General features: G+C 61.9%; 12 protein-coding genes. 7 read left to right on the top strand and 5 right to left on the bottom strand.

The window, feature by feature from the left end:
- The first annotated feature begins 14 nt into the window (after window positions 1-14).
- A complete protein-coding gene (locus ACOJSI_RS08320) occupies window positions 15-1,673 on the top strand; it encodes a DUF5597 domain-containing protein (RefSeq protein WP_420137805.1) in 1,659 nt (552 codons plus the stop codon).
- A 63-nt stretch (window positions 1,674-1,736) separates the two neighbouring features.
- Here ACOJSI_RS08320 and ACOJSI_RS08315 read toward each other — a convergent pair whose 3' ends face one another.
- On the bottom strand, window positions 1,737-3,875 hold the full coding sequence (locus ACOJSI_RS08315; RefSeq protein ID WP_420137804.1) for an alpha-glucuronidase family glycosyl hydrolase: 2,139 nt from the start codon (window positions 3,873-3,875) through the stop codon (window positions 1,737-1,739).
- A 196-nt stretch (window positions 3,876-4,071) separates the two neighbouring features.
- Between ACOJSI_RS08315 and manD the strand changes: the two genes are divergently transcribed.
- Together manD and ACOJSI_RS08305 are read left to right on the top strand one after the other, a co-directional pair.
- The gene (gene manD, locus ACOJSI_RS08310; protein ID WP_420137803.1) at window positions 4,072-5,283 is read left to right on the top strand and encodes a D-mannonate dehydratase ManD; all 1,212 of its coding nucleotides are present in this window, start codon (window positions 4,072-4,074) and stop codon (window positions 5,281-5,283) included.
- Window positions 5,284-5,401: 118 nt separating this feature from the next.
- Complete coding sequence (locus ACOJSI_RS08305) at window positions 5,402-7,582, top strand: TonB-dependent siderophore receptor (RefSeq protein ID WP_420137802.1); 2,181 nt, start codon at window positions 5,402-5,404, stop codon at window positions 7,580-7,582.
- Between the two features lie 82 nt (window positions 7,583-7,664).
- On the opposite strand, the gene ACOJSI_RS08300 is transcribed toward ACOJSI_RS08305, so the two are convergent.
- A complete protein-coding gene (locus ACOJSI_RS08300) occupies window positions 7,665-7,853 on the bottom strand; it encodes a hypothetical protein (RefSeq protein WP_420137801.1) in 189 nt (62 codons plus the stop codon).
- Between the two features lie 226 nt (window positions 7,854-8,079).
- Here ACOJSI_RS08300 and ACOJSI_RS08295 point away from each other — a divergent pair, with 226 nt between their 5' ends.
- Window positions 8,080-9,237 (top strand): acyl-CoA dehydrogenase family protein, encoded by a 1,158-nt coding sequence (locus tag ACOJSI_RS08295; RefSeq protein ID WP_420137800.1) that lies wholly within the window; start codon window positions 8,080-8,082, stop codon window positions 9,235-9,237.
- A 108-nt stretch (window positions 9,238-9,345) separates the two neighbouring features.
- Here the strand turns inward: ACOJSI_RS08295 and ACOJSI_RS08290 are convergent, their stop codons facing one another.
- Together ACOJSI_RS08290 and ACOJSI_RS08285 are read right to left on the bottom strand one after the other, a co-directional pair.
- On the bottom strand, window positions 9,346-10,287 hold the full coding sequence (locus tag ACOJSI_RS08290) for an MBL fold metallo-hydrolase (RefSeq protein ID WP_420137799.1): 942 nt from the start codon (window positions 10,285-10,287) through the stop codon (window positions 9,346-9,348).
- Window positions 10,288-10,475: 188 nt separating this feature from the next.
- Window positions 10,476-11,126, bottom strand: coding sequence for a helix-turn-helix domain-containing protein (locus tag ACOJSI_RS08285; protein ID WP_420137798.1), 651 nt, complete (start codon window positions 11,124-11,126; stop codon window positions 10,476-10,478).
- Window positions 11,127-11,735: 609 nt separating this feature from the next.
- Here ACOJSI_RS08285 and ACOJSI_RS08280 point away from each other — a divergent pair.
- Both ACOJSI_RS08280 and ACOJSI_RS08275 read left to right on the top strand, forming a co-directional pair.
- Window positions 11,736-12,407: a response regulator transcription factor gene (locus ACOJSI_RS08280; protein WP_420137797.1), complete on the top strand. Its 672-nt coding sequence runs from the start codon at window positions 11,736-11,738 to the stop codon at window positions 12,405-12,407.
- Window positions 12,408-12,503: 96 nt separating this feature from the next.
- On the top strand, window positions 12,504-12,890 hold the full coding sequence (locus ACOJSI_RS08275) for a response regulator transcription factor (RefSeq protein WP_420137796.1): 387 nt from the start codon (window positions 12,504-12,506) through the stop codon (window positions 12,888-12,890).
- Here the strand turns inward: ACOJSI_RS08275 and ACOJSI_RS08270 are convergent.
- The gene (locus ACOJSI_RS08270) at window positions 12,868-18,402 is read right to left on the bottom strand and encodes a trifunctional serine/threonine-protein kinase/ATP-binding protein/sensor histidine kinase (RefSeq protein WP_420137795.1); all 5,535 of its coding nucleotides are present in this window, start codon (window positions 18,400-18,402) and stop codon (window positions 12,868-12,870) included. The genes ACOJSI_RS08275 and ACOJSI_RS08270 overlap by 23 nt on opposite strands.
- Window positions 18,403-18,979: 577 nt before the next feature.
- On the opposite strand from ACOJSI_RS08270, the gene ACOJSI_RS08265 reads away from it, so the two are divergent.
- Window positions 18,980-19,732: a response regulator gene (locus ACOJSI_RS08265; protein WP_420137794.1), complete on the top strand. Its 753-nt coding sequence runs from the start codon at window positions 18,980-18,982 to the stop codon at window positions 19,730-19,732.
- Window position 19,733 lies beyond the last annotated feature (1 nt).

Genomic DNA, 19,733 nt, shown 5'->3' with positions numbered 1-19,733 from the left:
GATGCAGGTTGGGCTTGTCGGTAACGGGTGTCGTCGCCTGTCTTGGCGCAGCCGCCGGTTGTGCCGCGGCCCCTGGCGGCCTGCCCCACCTGGAGCGACGTGGCGCCGCCACCCAGCTGATCGTGGACAATAAGCCCTTCCTCCTCCTCGGGGGCGAAACGCATAATTCCAGCTTCAGCAGCGCCGATTACATGCGGCCGATCTGGCCGAGGCTTACGGCCATGAACCTCAATACCGCGCTGGTCCCGGTGGCCTGGGAGCATCTTGAGCCGGAGGAGGGGCGTTACGATTTCACGATCGTCGACGATTTGATCAAGGGCGCTCGCGCGAACAGGCTTCGTCTCGTGCTGCTCTGGTTCGGCAGTTGGAAGAACACCTATTCCAGCTACGCGCCTGCCTGGGTCAAACGGGACGGTGCGCGGTTCCCGCGTGTGGAAACGAGCGATGGCCGCGGTACCGAGCGTCTATCGCCATTCTCTCCTGCTGTCCGCGACGCCGATGCCAGGGCTTTTGCGCAACTCATGCGCCATGTGCGCGCCGTGGACGGGCAGCAACAGACTGTCCTCATGGTTCAGGTTGAGAATGAGGTCGGCGTGATCCCCCAATCGCGGGATCATTCCGCCGTTGCCGAGGCTGCTTTCGCCGGCCCGGTCCCGGATCTGTTGCTGCGCGCGCTGGCGGAACGTCGCAGCCAGCTGAACCCCGAATTACGGGCCGCCTGGGAGGCGGCCGGCGGTAAGACCGAAGGAACCTGGCAGCAGGTGTTCGGCGACCGCGCCCTGACCGATCATCTTTTCATGTCCTGGTATTATGCCAGGTTTGTCGATCGGGTTACGGCGGCGGGGAAGGCCGAATATGCGCTGCCGATGTTTACCAACGCGGCGCTGATCAGGCCCAATTACGAGCCCGGCCAGTATAATTCCGGTGGCCCGCTGCCGCAGTCGATGGATCTGTGGAAAGCGGGGGCGCCGTCGCTCGATTTCGTGTCGCCCGACATTTACTTCGATGGGTTCGTGTCTTGGGCCGAGGCCTATACGCGACCAGACAATCCGCTGTTCATTCCCGAAGCACGCGGCGGAAAGGGTGGAGCGGCCAACGCGCTTTACGCATTCGGCGCGCAAAAGGCGTTGGGCTTCTCCCCCTTCGGGATCGATGGCGTCGCGGGAGAGGGCGATCGCGAAGGGAATGGCAGGGGCGACGGTGGCCTCGATGACGCGATCGGCAACGTGTACGGCCAGCTCAGCAAACTCGCGCCGCTGATCCTGGAAAAGCAGGCTGCCGGTGCCATTCGCGGCGTGGTCATGGAAGGGGAGCCGCAGCGTGCGGCTCGGGTGCGGATTGGCGACTATATCGCCAATATGACCCGGGCCCCGTCGGCCGATGGCAACGTCGATCCTGCCAGCCGGGTCGGCGCACTATTTCTACAAACTGGCCCAGACGAATATCTGATTGTCGGAAGCGGCGATTCCGTCCTCACCTTCACCAGCGATCGGCCCGGCCCACCTATGGTCGGCATCGAGAGTATCGACGAACAGGTCCTGCAAGCCGGTGATCAAATCGCCGGCCGGCGGCTGAACGGCGATGAGAACGGGCAAGGCCAGGTTTTGCGGCTGCAATCGGGCGATGCTGCTAAGGGGATCGCCTATCGGGTTCGGCTATACCGCTATAAATAACGCGGTCAGGGTCCGTCGGTCTCGGGGCCCGGCTCTCGCCCGGGCCCGTTCGTTGGCGGAACGTCAATGCCCCGGTGCGTAAGGGAATTCCAGTGCCTCATAATAGCTTAGCGGATGTGCCGGCGCGGGTACGCCTGCCGGCAGGGGGCGTTTCGAGAAGGTCTGGAAATAGGCCAGACACGCGTCGCGCCACCATTCCGCCTCGTGCAGCTGGATGGCGAGGAACGCCTCCGTCTTCTCGAAGCGTTGCTGGTCCACGAACGGCTTCACTGCCTGCCACTGACGCTGCATCGCCACCACTTGATCGACGCCGGCCTGATAATGAAGCGCCAGCTCGTCCCACAGCGTGCGGCCGGATTTCATGCGATAGTCCCACGGCACATGGTGGAACCACAGTAGCAAACTGTCCGGCGTCGTCTTGGGATTGGCCAACACCTTCGCGATCTGCGGCGCATATTGGCTGATCGCATCGGTGCCGCGCGCCGTCCGGTCCACGCCGATGCCGATCGCGTCGGCCTGATGGTAATGGACTGGGTTCCACTCGGCGCGGGCCAGGTTGTTTACCCATGGGCCGGGGCCATAATGATGGCCCGTGGCCATGATGTGCGCAAGGCCGAGCGGCGTCATGTAATTCACCGCCGCCTCGCGCGATGCCATCATCATCTGGACGATCGGCTTCACGAAGGCCGGGTCGGATGTGAACGTCATCGCCGCCCACTCTTCCGCGATCCGTTGCGCCGAAGCTTCCGGATCCCAGGCCAGACGGCCGAAGGCGTACCAATCGGCCTGGTTGAAGGTCGATCCGCTCCAGTCGCGGTCATTGCCGATATTGGCGACGCCGGCGATGCCGGAAATGCGCTCGCCCTCCAACACCTTGGCGACGGTGGTGCCACGGCCCTTCGCGAACGTATCCCAGCGCAAGACCTCTTCGAACAAGGGGCCGAGATAGGCGGCGTGGGTGGCCTGCCCCAGATATTCCTTGGTAATTTGCAGTTCCAGCATCAGCGGCGTCTTCGGCATCGCGCCGATCAGCGGTGATACCGGCTCCCGCGGCTGGAAATCGAGCGGGCCATTCTTGACCTGCACGATGACATTCTGGGCGAACTGACCGTCCAGCGGCTTGAAGCTTTCATAGGCCTGCTTCGTGCGATCGACCGTGTGGCTGTCCTGCGCCGCATAGACGAAGGCGCGGTACATCACGATGCCGCCATGCGGGCGCACCGCATCGGCCAGCACATTGGCGCCATCGGCATGGGTACGGCCATAATCCTGCGGGCCGGGCTGGCCTTCCGAATTGGCCTTGACCAGGAAGCCGCCGAAATCGGGAATGGCTTGATAAATCTCGTCCGCTTTGGCCTTCCACCAGGCCGCGACTGCCGGGTCCAGCGGATCGGCGGTCTTCAGGCAGCCAATCTCCATCGGCGCCGTGAAACGGGCCGACAAATAGACTTTGATCCCCCACGGGCGGAACACATCCGCTAGCGCCTTGGTCTTGGCGATATAGTCGGGGGTCAGGCTCGCCGCGGCGGCATTGACGTTGTTCAGGACCGTGCCGTTGATTCCGATGGAGGCGTTGGCGCGCGCATAATCGGTGTAGCGCGGATCCTCATAATTGGGCAGCTTCCACCAATCCCACAGGGAATTGCCGGCATAGCCGCGCTCGATATGGCCATCCAGATTGTCCCAATGGTTCAGCACGCGCAGCATCAGCTTGGGCGCGGACGCAATGTCGAGCCGGTCGAGCGAGGCGCCGGTCTGGAACAGGCGCAGCAAGGCGAAGCTGCCGTAGAGCAGCCCGCGATCGTCATTGGCGGCGATGACGGTCACCGGCCGTCCTGCCACCGTCACGCTGCGGATCAGATAGCCTTCCGACCCGAGATTGCCGAGCGGCAACCGCAACTGGGCGATGGCGGGCAGGCTGCGCGGCGTGCCGATCAGGATCGTACCATTGCCCTCGCTGCTGCCGACCGGATGGCCCAGCAAACCGCTCAGCCCCCGCCGCAACTCGCCTGTCGCGGCGGCCAGCGTCGCCGAGGGCTGATCCCCGGCAACGATCCCGCTGGCATGGGCTTCGGCCTGGGTCAGCGCGGCCCCGCGCAGCGGCCGATAGCGCAGCCACAGATCATAGCCGTCGTCGGCGAACACGGGGGAGGCCAGGCCAATCGCGGCACAAAGCATAAGCAACAGGCGCGAAATGCGCATCGGCAGAATCCTCTTCCTTCACGGTAGGCTGTCGTCACGCAGACGCGTGCCCGATTGACTCGGCGGGGGCCGCTATATCATGGGAGCGCTAACAATAAAGGCGCGACGCCAAGGCTTTGGCGATGTCGCGCTGCCAGGACGGAGTAAGCGTAACCGGCGGCCGCCCCGCGCGTCCGCTTCTTTTTTGGAGAGGCTTTTGCCCAAGATCACATCTGCCCGCGTCATCGTGACGTGCCCGGGGCGTAATTTCGTGACGCTGAAGATCGAGACGGATGAGGGCGTGTACGGCCTCGGCGATGCGACGCTCAACGGCCGCGAGCTTTCGGTCGTGTCCTATCTGGAAGATCATGTCGTCCCCTGCCTGATCGGGCGCGACGCGCACCGGATCGAGGATATCTGGCAGTATCTGTACAAGGGCGCATACTGGCGGCGTGGGCCGGTGACGATGACCGCGATCGCGGCGGTCGACATGGCCTTGTGGGACATCAAGGGCAAGATCGCCAATTTGCCGGTCTACCAGTTGCTCGGCGGCGCCAGCCGCGAGGGCGCGATGGTCTATGGCCATGCCAACGGCAAGGACATTGCCGAGACGATCGACAATGCGCTGCTCTACAAGGAGCAGGGTTATAAGGCGATCCGCATCCAGTCGGGCGTGCCCGGCCTTGCCTCCACCTACGGCGTCTCCAAGGATCGCTATTTCTACGAGCCGGCCGACGCCGATCTGCCGACCGAGAATGTCTGGTCGAGCGAGAAATATATGCGCTCGGTCGTGCCTTTGTTCGAAGCCGCGCGCGAGGCTTTGGGCTGGGACGTCCACCTGCTGCACGACATCCACCACCGCCTGACCCCGATCGAGGCGGGCCGTCTGGGCAAGGATCTGGAGCCCTATCGCCCCTTCTGGCTGGAAGATGCGACACCGGCCGAGAACCAGGATGCCTTCCGCCTGATCCGCCAGCACACCACCACCCCGCTCGCCGTGGGGGAGATCTTCAACTCGATCTGGGATGCCAAGGGGCTGATCGAGAACCAGCTGATCGACTATATCCGCGCGACCGTGGTCCATGCCGGCGGCCTGACCCATCTGCGCCGGATCGCGGCGCTCGCCGACCTCTATCAGGTCCGCACCGGCTGCCATGGCGCGACCGATCTGTCGCCGGTCTGCATGGCGGCAGCCCTCCATTTCGACATTTCGGTGCCGAACTTCGGCGTGCAGGAATATATGCGCCACACCGAAGCGACGGATGAGGTCTTCCCCCATGCCTACAGCTTCACCGACGGCATGATGCACCCCGGCGACAGGCCCGGCCTCGGCGTCGACCTCGACGAAATGCTCGCCGCCAAATATCCCTACAAGCGCGCCTTCCTGCCGGTAAACCGCCTGGAAGACGGAACCCTGTACAACTGGTAGCCGTCCGCGCGGCGCGCCATCTCGGCGCGCCGCGAAGACATGTAGCCGAACCACAGCACGCTATTGATAGTCATTATCAACTGATCTACCGGAGCCTCCTCAGGGAGATTCGAAGACGATGAAGATTTATGCTTTGCGGTGGCTGCTGGCATCCACCGTCCTTGTCACGGCGCCGCTTTGTGCGGCCGATGTCGCGACGGATGCTGATCAGGATACCGGCGTCATCGTCGTCACCGGCTCACGGCCGGTGACCGAGTCAAGCGCCGGCACCAAGAGCACCGTTCCGCTTGCCGAAACTCCTCAATCGATCTCGGTCATCAGTGCGTCCGATATTGCCGGCCTGGGACTGCAAAATCTCAATCAGACGCTGCGCTTCGTGGCTGGCGTCACGCCCGAACAGCGCGGCGCGAGCGAAGAGATTTACGACCTGTTCAAGCTGCGCGGCTTCGATGCCTTGATCTATCTGGACGGGCTGCGGCAGTTCACCAGCCCGACCGGCTACGCCTCGGCCCAGACCGACATTTCCCGCCTCGACCGGATCGAGGTTGTCAAAGGCCCGGCATCGACGCTGTACGGGCAATCCACGCCCGGCGGCATCATCGCCCAGTCCAGCAAACTCCCGCTGGATCGTGATCTCTATGGGGCGGCCTCGGGTACCTATGGCACTTTCAATCTCTATCGATTTGACGCGGACGTTGGCGGGCGCGCCGCGCCGGGCGTTCTCTGGCGGCTCTATGGCAGCGCCAATGGCGCCGATACCCAACAGAAGTTCGGCAAGCGCGAGCGACAGACGATCTCCGGCGCGGTGACGGTAGGCGCGGGCGGCAAGACCTCCCTGACCCTGCTCGGCAATTATTCGCACGACCCGTATAATGGCACCTATGGCGTGTTCCCATCGCTGGGAACTCTGATCCCCAACCCGAATGGCCGGATCAGCAGCAAGTTCGATGGCGGAGAAGCGGGCAATCGCTATGCGCGCGAGCAGGCGGCGGGCACCTACATCTTCACCCACCAATTCAACGATAATTGGGCATTCCGCGCGTCCGGGCGCCTGCAGCGGATTACGTCGAAGCTCGGCCTGATCTACGTGTCCGGTGGATTGGACCCCGACGATACGGCGCAACGCCTCTATTCCCGGGCAAGCTACTCCACGCGCGAGCGGCTGAATGCATGGACCTATGACAATCAGCTGACGGGCCGCTTCGACACCGGGCCGATCACGCACAATATCCTGATCGGCTATGACCGCCAGCTGCTGCATGCGCGCGAATTGTACGCGTTCGGCACGGCGCCCTCGATTGATGTCTATGCCCCGGTTTATGGCACGATCGCGGTGCCCCGCACCCCGGCACAAGTGCCGAATCCATTCGGCGGCTATTACAATGTGCGATCGCTCCAGCAGGGCGTCTATGCGCAGGACGAGCTTTCCTGGGGCGGGTTGCGGGTCACGCTGAGCGGCCGTGAAGACTGGACGCGCATCGCCAACGGCCTAGGCACCAACGCGCAGGATACGGTGCTGCCCGACGCACAGAAGAACCGCAAATTCACCTGGCGTGCGGGCGCGCTGTACAAGTTCGACATGGGGCTTGCCCCCTATGTCTCTTACGCCACCTCATTCCAGCCGCAGACGGCGATCGTGGCAAATCCGGATGGCACGACCGGCCTGGCGAAACCCTCCACCGGCAAGCAGCTGGAAGCGGGCGCCAAATATCAGGTGCCGGGAACCGCCATCCTCGTCACCGCCGCCTGGTTCCGCATCATCCAGAATGACGTGGTGACGCCGAACCCGCTTACGAACATCTCTTTTCAATCGGGCAAGGTAAGATCAACCGGTGTCGAGGTCGAAGCCACCCTTCCCCTGCCTTATGGCTTCAACGGGCGGTTCGCGTTCAGCCGTCAGCGGGTGAAGGTGCTGGAGGATGCGGATCTGGCGCGGGTCGGCAAATCGCTGGAAACCGTGGGCAAGGGCAATATGTCCGCCAACCTGGAATGGTCGCCCAAGCAGGGGCCGCTGGAAGGATTGGCGCTGGGTGGCGCGGTCCGTCACGTTTCGCCCGTCTATGCCGGGATCGCCCCGTCGGACGGGATCGCCCGCTATTCTCCATCGTACACCGTGTACGACGCGCTGGTGCGCTATGATCTTGCCGGCGTGTCCGATCGCCTGAATGGCCTGAGCGTTTCGATCAACGCGACCAACCTTTTCAACAAGAAGTATCTTACCTCCTGCTACGCCAATTATGGCTGGTGCTGGTATGGCAGCCGACGGACCGTGCAAGGCACGATCGGCTATCGATTCTGACGTTTTTCAACGAACCACGATGACCGCCTCCGTCCCCAGGTCGACCACAGAGGGTCGAACGAGGGACGGGGCGACCGGCCCGTCAGCCGCTCGCCAACCAGGCGTCGCTGCACATCAGGATGAGCTCGCGTCGGGCAGACGGCTGCGCGAGATGCGCTTCCACAGCAGCGCGATCGTCAGGCGATAGCCGGCGAACGATCTCGGAGACGCTGCGGTAATGGCCCGATCGCGCCAGATCAAAAGCCCGTTCGATTGCCGACTTGTCCGTCATCGCCCCTCCCTACCGGAAGCCCGCACGGGAGCAAGCAGGTCGGTGAAGCAGCCGATCATCCGCTGAAGGCGCGGACGCCTCGCGGCCGGACCCTCGACGCGCCAGATCGCCTTATCTGGCCGGGGAACCGAGCCTTCCAATTTCAAGAGTAACGCCTTGCCGGCCCGCTGCAGCCTGAATCCACCCTAATGAACCTGGGACACCGTAGGCGCGTACCGGAGGTATCATGACCGCAGCCAGCCCGACCGATTTCGCCATCGCCTTGAACGATCTGATCGCGTCCATCCCCGCGCGATCCGCGGAGTTTGAGGCGATGCGTCGCATACCCGACGACGTCATCGCCCAGATGCGATCGGCCGGAATCTTCAAAATGTTCGTGCCGGAGGAGCATAACGGCTTGGAACTCGATCTGCCGGAGATTATCGATGCGGTTCGTCGGCTAAGCTGCGCCGACGCATCGGTCGGCTGGACGACCATGATCGGTGCGGGATCGGCGCTGTTCGCCACGATGCTGCCCCGCGAGGCGTTCCAGAGCATCTATGGCGTTGATGAGAATGCGATCATCGCGGGGTCAACGCAGCTTCTCGGCGTGATCGAACAGCGCGGTGGGGTGTGGCATGGGAAGGGGCGTTGGCCCTTCGCCAGCGGGTGTCACCACGCGACCTGGATGCTGGGATTCTGCAGACTGGTGACCGAAGGGGACGAGGCGGGGCCGCACAAGGTCCGCGTTGTTGTGCTTCCGGCGGATCGGTGGACAATCCTGGATACGTGGCATGTGCCCGGCCTCAAAGGCTCTGGCAGCGACGACATCGTGCTCAACACCCCGCTCGATCCGGAGATAGATATCTTCGACATCGAGGGTACGCAGCCATGGCAGAAGGGCCCGCTCTATGCGGGCGTGCCGCACATGATCGCCCTGCTCCACGCCGCGGTGTCGTTGGGTATTGCGCAAGGCGCGCTGAACGATCTTCTCGCCATTGCCGCGAGTGGCCGGAGACAGCAGCGCGCGGCAGCGCCGATGCGGGATACCGAGGCGTTTCAGCGCGACCTTGGCAAAGTTCACGCCGATATCCGGGCGGCAGAAGCGGTGCTCCAGAATCAGACACAGAGCCATTGGCAGCATGCGCAGAACCAGACGCTGGCCACGGATGCGCTTCTGGTAGAAGGCAGCCAGAGCGCGATCTGGGTGGTGAATCAGTGCCGGCGGGCAGTAGACGAGCTCTTCGCCCTCGGCGGCAGCGCGGTCATGTATGACAGTTCTCCGCTTCAACGGCGTCTGCGCGACATCCATATGGCGGCCCAGCACAATCTCATGCAGCCAAGGCACTTCGTGAAATCCGGCAAACTGCTGGTCGAAACGTTCGAAAGCGCAGGAGTGCACTGACCCGCGTCTGATTTACCCTGCCCGGCGCCTGTATTCAGGCGCCGGGCACGATGCGCCGCTCAGCCAGCTGCTGGACGGAGGAAGGCACGGCCTCCGGCTGCGACTTTGTCAGATGCCCCGATAGACCAATGTCGTGAATAGCGCGGGGCTGATGATGGCTTGGCCCCATTTTGCATCATAGGCTGCTGTCGGCTGTGCCGCGATCGTTTCCTCCAACGATTTACCCTGATGCTTCAACGCAGCGACATTCCCGCGAATTCCGACAAGCATGTCGCGATATTCGATCAGTTCGGCACGGCCGCCTAACGGACCGTGCCCGGGTATGACGATCGTATCAGGTCCGGCCATCGCAATGTTGTCGTTCGCCGCGCGGATCATTCCGTCGATACTGCCGCCAGCGACATAGTCGATGAAGGGGTAAAGGCCGTTCCACCATGTGTCGCCCGTGGCGAGAATATCGGCGCGTTGAAAATGGACGGACAGGTCGCCATCGGTATGCGAGGGTGCATAGTGGCGCATCCTGATCGTCTCGCCGCCAAAGGCCATCATTTTCTCCTGACCCACTAACATCGCGATCCGGCCGCCTGCCGGCTGCGGCGGGAAGGTGTGCCCCCATTCGACGACGCGGATCGTCTGCGTGAGATGCTTGGCCGTGTTGACGTGGCCAATCAGGGTCGCGCCATTCTGGTTGGCCCAGCGGTTGCCGTCGGTGTGATCCCAATGCCAGTGGGTATTGATGACGTAGGTGATCGGCCCCGCCCCAACCTGCCGGAGCGCAGACTGGATCTTCGCTTGCGACACCGCAATTCCGTCTTCGACGGTCAGAAGGCCTTTCGCGCCGGCGATCGCAAGCATGTTCCCGCCCGAGCCCTGTAAGAGCGTGACGCCGCCCCGCAGCGTTGTAACGGTGATCGGAGACTCCGCAGCCGCCGTGTTGATCTGGTCATAGGGCGTTTGCTGCGCCGATGCGGGCGTCGCGAAGCCGCAGAGCAGGGGCAGGACAAGCGACGCCGCGACCTGCGAGGGCATATGATCTAGCCAGTATTTCATTATGACGATCCCCGATGAGCGGAGCGTCGCGATCCTACCGTTGCCCGGCTTCAGAGACCATATGGACTATCGGCATCCTCGCAGCGACTCCTTCTGGAAGGTACGCGCAATGCTTGCGCATCTATCTTGTCGCCAAATGAGATCAAATCAGGAAGATAAACCCAGGTCGTGCGATACGATACTTTAGATTATCTACAACTCTCCCGATTGAGTGGAATTATTGCTCCGTCATCTGGAAACACTGCCTTTGATCCCAAAGCGCATAATGTTTCGCGCCGCCATGCACTTGGTGGCGCTCCGACGAGCCGTCGGAACAAGCGCGTCAAATGGGACTGGTCCGCAAAGCCGCAGACCAGAGCAATCTCTGATATCGGCAACGTGCACTCGACCAGAAGCCGCTTGGATTCGTCGATGCGAACCTGCGTGACATAATCCGAATAGGACATGCCGATCGTCGCCTTGAACGCTCGCGAAAAGTAGCTAGCGCTCAAGCGCACGGACGCGGCCACGGCCTCGATCCGGAGCTTGGTCGCCAGATTTTCGTGGATGAAATGCTTGGTGCGCCGCACCTGCCAGTCCGCCAACAGCGACCTGCCCTTGGGAAGACAAGCCCCGCCTCCATCGATCAGCTGTCGCGCCATCTGAATGTAGCGGCGGGCCGCTTCGCCATCCTTGCTCAGCAGGCTGAGAGCCTGACCGAGCAGATTGTCGACCCTGTCTCGATCGATGGTTTGGCGCGGCGGCATCTGAGACGTCGAGCGAATGTCCCGCCGCGCGTCGCCGCGGCTTGGCACGTCCGGTTCGGACCCTCGCGCCTGTTGCTGACCTGCGATGGTCATGCGCCGTGCGGCGCGCGCCGTTCAGCGCCCTGCCCCCCGCATATGGATCGAAGATGATGGATCGCCATTTCAAATCTCCGACAAGCCAAAACAGGGCCTGCCATGACATCCATCATTGCGGTGGCATGGGCACTGCGCCATTCAACTCCAGGGCGCTCACCGCCATACTTAAGTGGCGACATCCCAGACGGATGGGTGGGAGACTATGACCATTTTTGGTCAGGGCGGGCCGTTCCAAGCCCCGCAGCAAGGGCGGACACGCGTCCTTCTTCTGCTGCTTGGAGTCGCTAGCACGCCGGCCGCCTGCAGCAGCATCGATTCCGCAATGGCCGCGCCGCGGCAGCACGCACGTTCCACTTGCGCACCAAAATCCAATATCCGGCGAGGCAGCGAGCACATGATCCAGAAGACCATGGGGGCGGCGCGGAGCGCATAGCATGCATGGTTCGCAGAGGAGCCCGCACGGTGAGGACGGAAGCGCCCGCGAGCCCTTCCGCGAACAGCACCGACGATGCTCACGGCGGAAATTGGGCGTAAAGCGTGGCAGTTATGGAATTCACGAAACTTGTCAGACAGGAACGTTCCGCCCACAATTCGGTCGGAGCTGACATGACAGAAGCCGAGTCCCCTTTTCCAAGCTCGGCGACCGAACAGCCGATCGTCCTTGTCGTTGAAGATGATTCCTCGATCCGCGGCGCGCTGCGCCGCCTGTTCGGGACGGTCGGGCAGCAGGTTCAAACTTATGGCTCGGCCGCTGAACTGCTGCAAAGCGAGCTTCCCGATGCGCCGCGCTGCCTTGTCCTAGATATCCGGCTGCCAGGACGTAGCGGCCTGGACTTGCAGGCCGAGTTAGCCCGGAATGGAACTCAGATCCCGATTATCTTCATGACCGGGCATGGCGATATCCCGATGGCGGTGCAGGCCATGAAGGCGGGCGCGTCGGACTTTCTGACGAAGCCCTTTCGCGACCAGGACATGCTGGACGCCGTCGCGGCGGCGCTCGAGCTGGATCGCGCGCGCCGCACGCAGTCGAAGGCGTTGGATCGGCTGCGCGTGCGGTTCGCATCGCTCACCGCACGCGAGCGCGATGTGATGATGCTGGCAACCGACGGTCTGATGAACAAGCAGATTGCGTGGGAACTTGGCGTTAGCGAAATGACGGTGAAGATGCACCGCGGGCACGTGATGAGGAAGATGGATGCCCGCTCGATCGCAGAGCTTGTAAGAATGGCGGACAGTCTGAAAGTGCGGGGTTCCGACCCGTCACCTCTGCAGACCTGACGTCGGCCGTAACGCGCAGACGGGCAAGTCCAAGTTCACAATGCACAACGCACTCATGCTTGGTTTGGTTTTCCGCGTGGCATTGGGATAGGCTACATGCGCGACATGCTGCATCAGGGGTTGGTATCGATCGTCGATGACGACGACTCCGTTCGCGGCGCGACGACCAAGCTGCTCAGGCTCTGCGGCTATGCGGTGCAAAGCTTTGCATCAGCCGAGGATTTTCTGGGTTCGACTTTGCTGGACGAAACGCGATGCCTGATTTCCGACGTGCGGATGCGGGGCATGAGCGGGCTGGACCTGCAAGCGCGTCTGATCGCGCAGGGCCGTCATATCCCAATGATCTTCATCACTGCGTTCGCGGAGGACAGGAATCGTGAACGGGCACTGGCAGCAGGAGCGATATGCGTCCTGAGCAAGCCGTTCGACGCAGAGGTGTTAACCAGCTTCATCGAACAGGTCATGCGGTCGTCGGGGGGGTAAGACTGTGCCGCACGGCGGCAGGTATGGTGAACTGGAAAAGCGCGCCCCGCGGCATGTTGGCGCTCGCCGAGATCCGTCCTCCGTGGCCCTCGATAATCGAGCGACAGATTGACAGCCCCATGCCCAGCCCGCTCGTCTTCGACGTGTAGAACGCTTCGAAAACCCGATCTGGTTCGTCCAATGTGAGGCCCGGTCCGCTGTCCGCAACCTTGACCAGAACGCCTCCCATGGGCGCCCTTTCGGTGCTGATCACAAGGTCGCCCCCGGACATCCCCGCCTCCGTCATCGCCTCCACCGCGTTGACGATGAGGTTGAGCATCACCTGCTGAATCTGCACCCGATCGGCAAAGATCGCGGGCAAGCCCTCGGCAAAGTGCGTGACGACCCTGATCGCATGCTTTGCCGCCTCTGCCTGCGTGAGTTCGATCACGCCCCTGATGGGGTCGTTCAAATCCAGCAAGACTTCGCTGGGCGGGGATTTCTTCACAAGACCGCGAATGCGGGCGATGATTTCGCCAGCGCGAATGCCGTCCTTGGCGATGCTGTCCAGCGCATCCTCAATCTCAGCCATATCCGGCGCGGCGCTGCGCAGCTCGCGTAAGGCGGCCTGCGCATTCGTAACCGTGGCCGTGATCGGTTGGTTGACCTCATGCGCGATCGAACCGGTCAGCTGGCCCAAGGTAGAGATACGATTAGCGTGTGCTAGCTCCGTCTGAGCCTCGCGGTACCGCTGCTCATTCTCCCGCGCCTCCGCCTCTGCACGTTTGAGATCCGTCAAATCGAGTATGTAGGCGACGCCTTGATTGGGTTGGCTCTCGAAAACCGCGGCACCGATCAGAACGGGTACTCGGCTTCCGTCCTTGCGGAAATACTCCTTCTCGCGTGCCCGCATTGCGCCGGTGGTGCGAAGCTCCTCAGCCTCCTCCTGGATATGCTTATCCTGCCATTCGGGCGGCGTCATATCGAACCATCGCAGCCCGGCCTTCAGATCGGCGCGGTCGCATTGCAGCATGCTGAGAAAAGCATCATTGGCGTCGACCAGACGTCCATCCAAATCCCAGATAACGATGCCGATGACATCCGACTCCACCAGACGCCGGATCTTAGATTCGCGCTCTGCAATATCTTGATAAAGGCGAGCATTCTCCAGAGAAATGGCCGCCTGCAGCGCGATCAGCTTGAGAATGGCCAGCCGACTACTGGTGAAGACGCCGGGCGCCAGGTTATTCTCGATATAGAGGAGGCCGATCACGTTACTGCGATTAATAAGCGGAAGACAGAGTAGGGATCGAACGTAGCGCCCCTTGAAGTAGGGATCTCCGGAGAGCGCATTGGGGAGCAGGGCATCCTCGAGAATGACGCTTTCCTTCACGCGTGCGACATAGCGCAGGAGAGATCGCGGCAACGGGATGTTCAAAGCGCCGTCTTCTTGGGAGCGCACAAGGATGTCATCGGCTTCGACAAGCGCATGTGCCTCTTCCCGCCATCCGTCTCCATCCGCCAGCAGCAGCACGGCATGCTCGCCACCGGCATGCTCCATCACCGTGCGCATGAGCGTATCGACCAGGCGGTCCAGCGCGGTCTCGCCGGAGATTGCCTGCGAGACCTTGATCACGGTGGTGAGATCCAGGCTTTCGGCCGGCGAGGCGACGGTGCTGGTCGCGCTGGAGACCTGAAGATCGGCGGAGTGCGCCGCGCCGCGATCAAGTTGTCGCACCTTGGCGATGGCGCCCCAGCCCAGATAGGAGTGACGCGCCTCACGCCGATATGTGGCCGCGATCGTTTCAAACCCTTCCGCCGCGTAAAAGCGGGAGGCTAGTTCGTTGGCAAGCGCCTGGATATGCGTAAACCCATGCTCTTCGGCAGCTTGGATCGCCTGCTCGTAAAGGTGCATCGCCTGAAGCGCATTGCCATCGATGCGGGCCATTTCCGCCCCTACCAACGCGGCACGGTTCCCGAATGTCTCCGGCGAGTTTTCCGCCCATTCGGCAAGCCGTCTATGATGGTCGGGAATTGCATCGCGATGGCTCGCGCGATCCCCTGGCGGTGCTTCATCGTGGAGCGCGGCGCGCGTCAGCGCGGTATAAAAGTGATAATCGGCGATCTCCAGTGTCGGGGTTGCCGTCCAAAGTATGGGCAGGGCCTCTTCCGCCGCTTCCAACGCCGCATGATAGGATCCGGCAAAGTAACGTGCCTGAAGCTTGCGGATGAAGTACCAGCACGTCACCAGCGGCGGTGCATCCATCCGCTGCTCAAACAGCGCTTCGGAGAAACCCTCCCCATCCAAACGCCCGAAAGACGGGAGCACGCCGCGCAGTCCTTGGACGAATTGCAGTTGCGGCTCGATCAAATCGATGACGAAACTGTAGTGATGATCCCGTGCGTATTGCAGCCCTTCTTCCGCGTTCACCTTAACGGCATCCAGCGTTTCGCCGGCACCAAGGAGAATGGTGATAAGGTCGCAGCAGCAATAGCCCGCGAACATGACGTCGCCGACATCACTCGCTTCGCTGAAGGCGCGTTGAACCATCTCACGGCCCTTGCGCACATGGCGCGACCAGGGGTTAATGTGGGCCCCTAGGAGAAGGCGGGCCCGTGCCCGGAAGCGATCCAGCCCACGCTCTTCAACAAGCTTCAGGCCAAGACTCGCGATCCGAAAGCCTAGATCGTAATCACCAAAATAGGGGCCCAATACCGAGCCCAGCCAGACGCAGGCGAATTGGAATTCGTCGCTACTACCTTTTTCTAGGCTCAAGTTCGCCATGCGACACACGGTGATGCAGAAGAGATTGACGTCCCTTGCCAAGGCCGCCGGTGCGAGTTGGAGCAGGACTTCCATCGTCGCAGCCACGGCTGGATCGGAGGCCGGTCGCAAATCAGCGAGCGATTGGACATCCAACCCGGCAAGCCTGTCGCGCAGCTCGCGATATTCCGCCTGGACTTCATCATTGCTAGGGTGGGCCGACCAGTCGGTGCCGATCTGCCGCAGATATTCGAGGCCGACCGCCAAGGCGTCATCATGCCTACCCAACGTCACGTAGATCTCGCCCCGCAGGCGTGACACCGCGGCCGATTGTGCCAGGCTCGTCATTCTTGGGCAGAGCGCGGCAAGACGTTGCTCGGCACGGTCAGGATCGCCCGCGGCAAATTCGCACTCGGCCGCATTGAAAGTCAGGGTAAAGGAAAGGTGCGGTCGCGCCGACCACGTCTGGTCTGTCAACAATGCCGCGCCTGCCGCAAAATAGGTAGCTGCAGAGGCATAAGCGGCAGCGGCCTTGGCACGGTTACCCGCCATCAGGTTTATTTCGGCAAGCGTCTCGCGCTCCTCGGTCGGGAGAATCAGGCCCGCTGCGCGGTTGAATTGGTTGACGATGTCGAAGATCGCCTCCTCTCGCGCCGCACTGGACATTTGCTCCATCATGAGCCGGCCAATCTGGAGATGCGCGGCGGGCCGCAACGCCTCCGGGATCAGCGAATAAGCCGCCTCTTGAATGCGATCATGGGAGAACCGATACGTTCCCGAAAGGCGCTCGATCAGCTCCAGTTGCCGGGCCGGCATAAGCAATGTTTCGACCTGATCCCCGTCGATGCCCAAGATCATCGCCAACGTGGATAGATCCGCCGAATTGCCGAGACAGGACATCATCCGCAACGCGACCTGCACCTCTTTCGGCAGCCGAACGAGCTTCTCCACGAGCAGATCGATAACATTATCGGTGTGGTGCTGCGCCTCGATCCGGTCGACATCCCATGACCAACGCGCCTGCTGGTGATCGACGACAAGCAGGTGATTGTCAGCCAGCACGGAGAGGAACTGGATGATGAAGAACGGGTTGCCCGCGGTCTTGCGATGCACAAGCCTGGCTAGGCTCTGCACGTCCCCGCCGGATGTACGTAGTGCATCTGCCAGCATCTCCTCGACAGGTTCCAAGCCAAGGGGCGCGATCGTCATCTCGGTCGTTTTGCCGCCAGCAGCCTGAATTGCTCGGATGCGCGCCGACAGCGGATGACCCGGCTCCACCTCATTATCCCGATATGCGCCGATCAGAAGGAGATGGGAGAGCTCCGGTCGGAGCAATATATCCTCGAGCAGGTCGAGCGTCGCGGCATCGACCCACTGCAGATCGTCCAGAAACAGGATCAAGGGACGCTCAGGACGGGCGAAGACACCGATGAAGCGCTGGAACGTCGACCGGAAGCGCACTTGTGCCTGTGCCAATGGCAGATCCGGAACCGCCGGCTGATCACCGATAATCAGTTTCAATTCCGGGATTAGGTCGGTCATCAGTCGCGCGTTGGCGCCTAGCGCGACGGCAAAGGACTGGCGCCATTGGGCAAGCCCCGCGTCGCTCTGGGAAAGCAAAGCGTGAACCAATTGATGGAGAGACTCGACCAACGTGCCGTAGGGAATGTCACATTGGTTCTGATCGAATTTTCCTGACGCGAATGACGTGCCCGATGACAGCACGTTTTCGGGCAGATCATGCACCAACGCCGATTTGCCCGCACCCGAAGGCCCGCTGACAAGCAGAAGTTCGGGGCATCCCTGCTCCGTCACTTGGTTGAAGCGAGCGGCGATAATCGCGCGTTCGCTGTCGCGCCCATATAGTCTTTCGGGTATCAGCGGCCGATCGGGTGCGTCTTGGCGGCCGAGATCGAATGCGTCGATACCGCCCCGCGCCGCCCAGGCCCTGAGGCAGAACTCGAGATCCCGTTCCAGCCCGCCCGCAGTCTGGTAGCGATCCTCCGGCGCCTTCGCGAGAAGGCGCATGATGATTTGCGAAAGCAAGGCCGGAACAGTCTTTACGCGCCTGTCCGGAGCGACTGGTGTCCGCGCGAGGTGACAATGGATCCATTCCATCGCATCGCTCGCTGCAAAAGGCAGCTCGCCCGTAGCCATCTGATAGAAAGTGACGCCAAGTGCGTAGAGATCACTTCTGACGTCGATCGAGCGATTGGTTCTGCCGGTTTGCTCCGGCGCCATATAAGCCAGCGTTCCATCAATGGTCTCGGGCGAAGCCGGCGCCTGCCGCTCGCGGGTGACGCAGCTCGCGATACCGAAGCCAGTTAGTCTCGCGCCACCATCCGGCAGGTCCACAATGATTTTGGACGGCTTGAGATCTTTGTGAACGAGACCGCGCCGGTGCATGCAGTGCACGGCCTTGACGATGCTGATCGCGAGCTGAAGGAAGCGGCCTGTCTCCATAGGTCCATTGAGAATGTTCGCCAGGAAATCCCCGCCCTGATCCGCCAGCGCCAAGGCGGTGACATCGCCCATGCGCCGCAGCTCCAGCGGGATAAGCGCCCATGACGGATCAAGCTCATTCTTTAGGCTCAGCTCATGCGCAAAGCGGTCGAAGATGCCGATCGGCCCTTGCTCTCCAACCGGTATGATCAGCAGAATATGACTGACGTCAGTTTTCGCCGAACCGGTTTGCGGCGAAACAAGGTCCATCTCGCCGCATAGGAAGCGAACATGATCCTCGCCGTGGATCTGGAACGACGGCTTCAAAGAGTACCTTTCGCCTTCTGTGTAATGACCGCAGTCACCGCGCGTGCGCCGCCAGCGAGACTAGTCCGAAATGGATGTGCCGACGCACCAAGCACGATAGAGTATAGGTATTCCGATATCGGGTCACAATGGTTGCATCGCCAAAGTGCCTGCGATCCAGACGCAGCTCAGCTGCCATGCGGTACTGCGGTAAGAAGATGTCGACTTGCCGCAGCGGCATCAGCGAAGGTGTCTAGCGTCAGCGGCAATGCCCCGGTGGCGAAGTTCCACTTCCGCATCAAGTTTCAATACCTCACGCGATGAATGGCAGATGCTTTGGCGCCGGCCCGCCGCCGCTACAGGAAACATGCTCGCCCGATCGTCCATCCTTCCCCCGATAGAGGGACGCGCATTGACCCGTGCAGGCCGCACGCGCGGGCTGCGAGCGCTCATGCGCCCGCCGGATGCCGCAATGATGCCATCGCGTGCAGGGGAAGCCGGCGATGGCCCGACACTCAAGGCAGGGGGACCGCCGCAACGTCTATGATCGGGCATTTCAGATGCAGTCGTTCCCCCTTCACGAAGACCTGGACCGTTTATGAACTTCCTCAATCCGGCCGATCTGGTCACGCATGACAAAGGCGCCCGCATATTGGTGGCCGATCGCGACGCCGATGTAAGGCGCAACCTAACCTCTCTGTTGGCCGAGCATCATTTTGATGTTCTCACCGTCAAAACGCATGACCGATTGATGCAGGTGCTCGCGGTCCGTGAACCGGATCTGCTCGTGCTTGATCTGCAGATCGATGCGGACAAAGGGTTGGAATTGCTGCGGGAAGTACGAAGCAGAAGCGCCATTCCTGTCATCGCGACGACGGGCGATGTCGATGAGGAGGTCGACATCGTCGCCGGCCTTGAACTGGGTGCGGACGATTATCTGCTTAAGCCAATCGATCATCGCGAGTTGCTCGCCCGTATCCGATCGGCGCTGCGGCGGCGCGCCATGGATCGCCTGAACCCTGCAAAGCAGCGCGGGATGATCTTTCGCTTTGCCGGCTGGTCCTTCACACCCCGCGAGCGGCTGCTCACCTCGCCCGACGACAACCGCGTTTCCCTGACCAAGGGCGAGTTCGCGTTGCTGAGCGCCTTCGTTCAGGCACCGCGGGTCATTCTCTCGCGCGAGCGCCTCCTGCAGGCCACAAGACTTCACGAAGATGTGTTCGATCGGAGCGTCGATGTTCAAGTACTTCGGTTGCGGCGCAAGATCGAAGAAGAACCCCGCGCTCCTCGCCTCATCCTGACCGAGCGTGGCGTCGGCTATAAATTAGACGCCGAGGTCGAGATCATCTGAG

Origin of the sequence: Sphingomonas sp. (assembly GCF_048595155.1) — a bacterium.
Classification (GTDB): Bacteria; Pseudomonadota; Alphaproteobacteria; order Sphingomonadales; family Sphingomonadaceae; genus Sphingomonas_I.
Note: the sequence above shows the minus strand (reverse complement) of the source record. Positions and strands in the feature narration are given on the sequence as shown.

Coding starts and splice junctions, on each gene's coding strand:
- ACOJSI_RS08280 (WP_420137797.1), top strand. CDS start 11,736: ATGACAGAAGCCGAGTCCCCTTTTCCAAGCTCGGCGACCGAACAGCCG.
- ACOJSI_RS08295 (WP_420137800.1), top strand. CDS start 8,080: ATGACCGCAGCCAGCCCGACCGATTTCGCCATCGCCTTGAACGATCTG.
- ACOJSI_RS08305 (WP_420137802.1), top strand. CDS start 5,402: ATGAAGATTTATGCTTTGCGGTGGCTGCTGGCATCCACCGTCCTTGTC.
- ACOJSI_RS08285 (WP_420137798.1), bottom strand. CDS start 11,126: ATGACCATCGCAGGTCAGCAACAGGCGCGAGGGTCCGAACCGGACGTG.
- ACOJSI_RS08315 (WP_420137804.1), bottom strand. CDS start 3,875: ATGCGCATTTCGCGCCTGTTGCTTATGCTTTGTGCCGCGATTGGCCTG.
- ACOJSI_RS08300 (WP_420137801.1), bottom strand. CDS start 7,853: ATGACGGACAAGTCGGCAATCGAACGGGCTTTTGATCTGGCGCGATCG.
- ACOJSI_RS08290 (WP_420137799.1), bottom strand. CDS start 10,287: ATGAAATACTGGCTAGATCATATGCCCTCGCAGGTCGCGGCGTCGCTT.
- ACOJSI_RS08275 (WP_420137796.1), top strand. CDS start 12,504: ATGCGCGACATGCTGCATCAGGGGTTGGTATCGATCGTCGATGACGAC.
- ACOJSI_RS08265 (WP_420137794.1), top strand. CDS start 18,980: ATGAACTTCCTCAATCCGGCCGATCTGGTCACGCATGACAAAGGCGCC.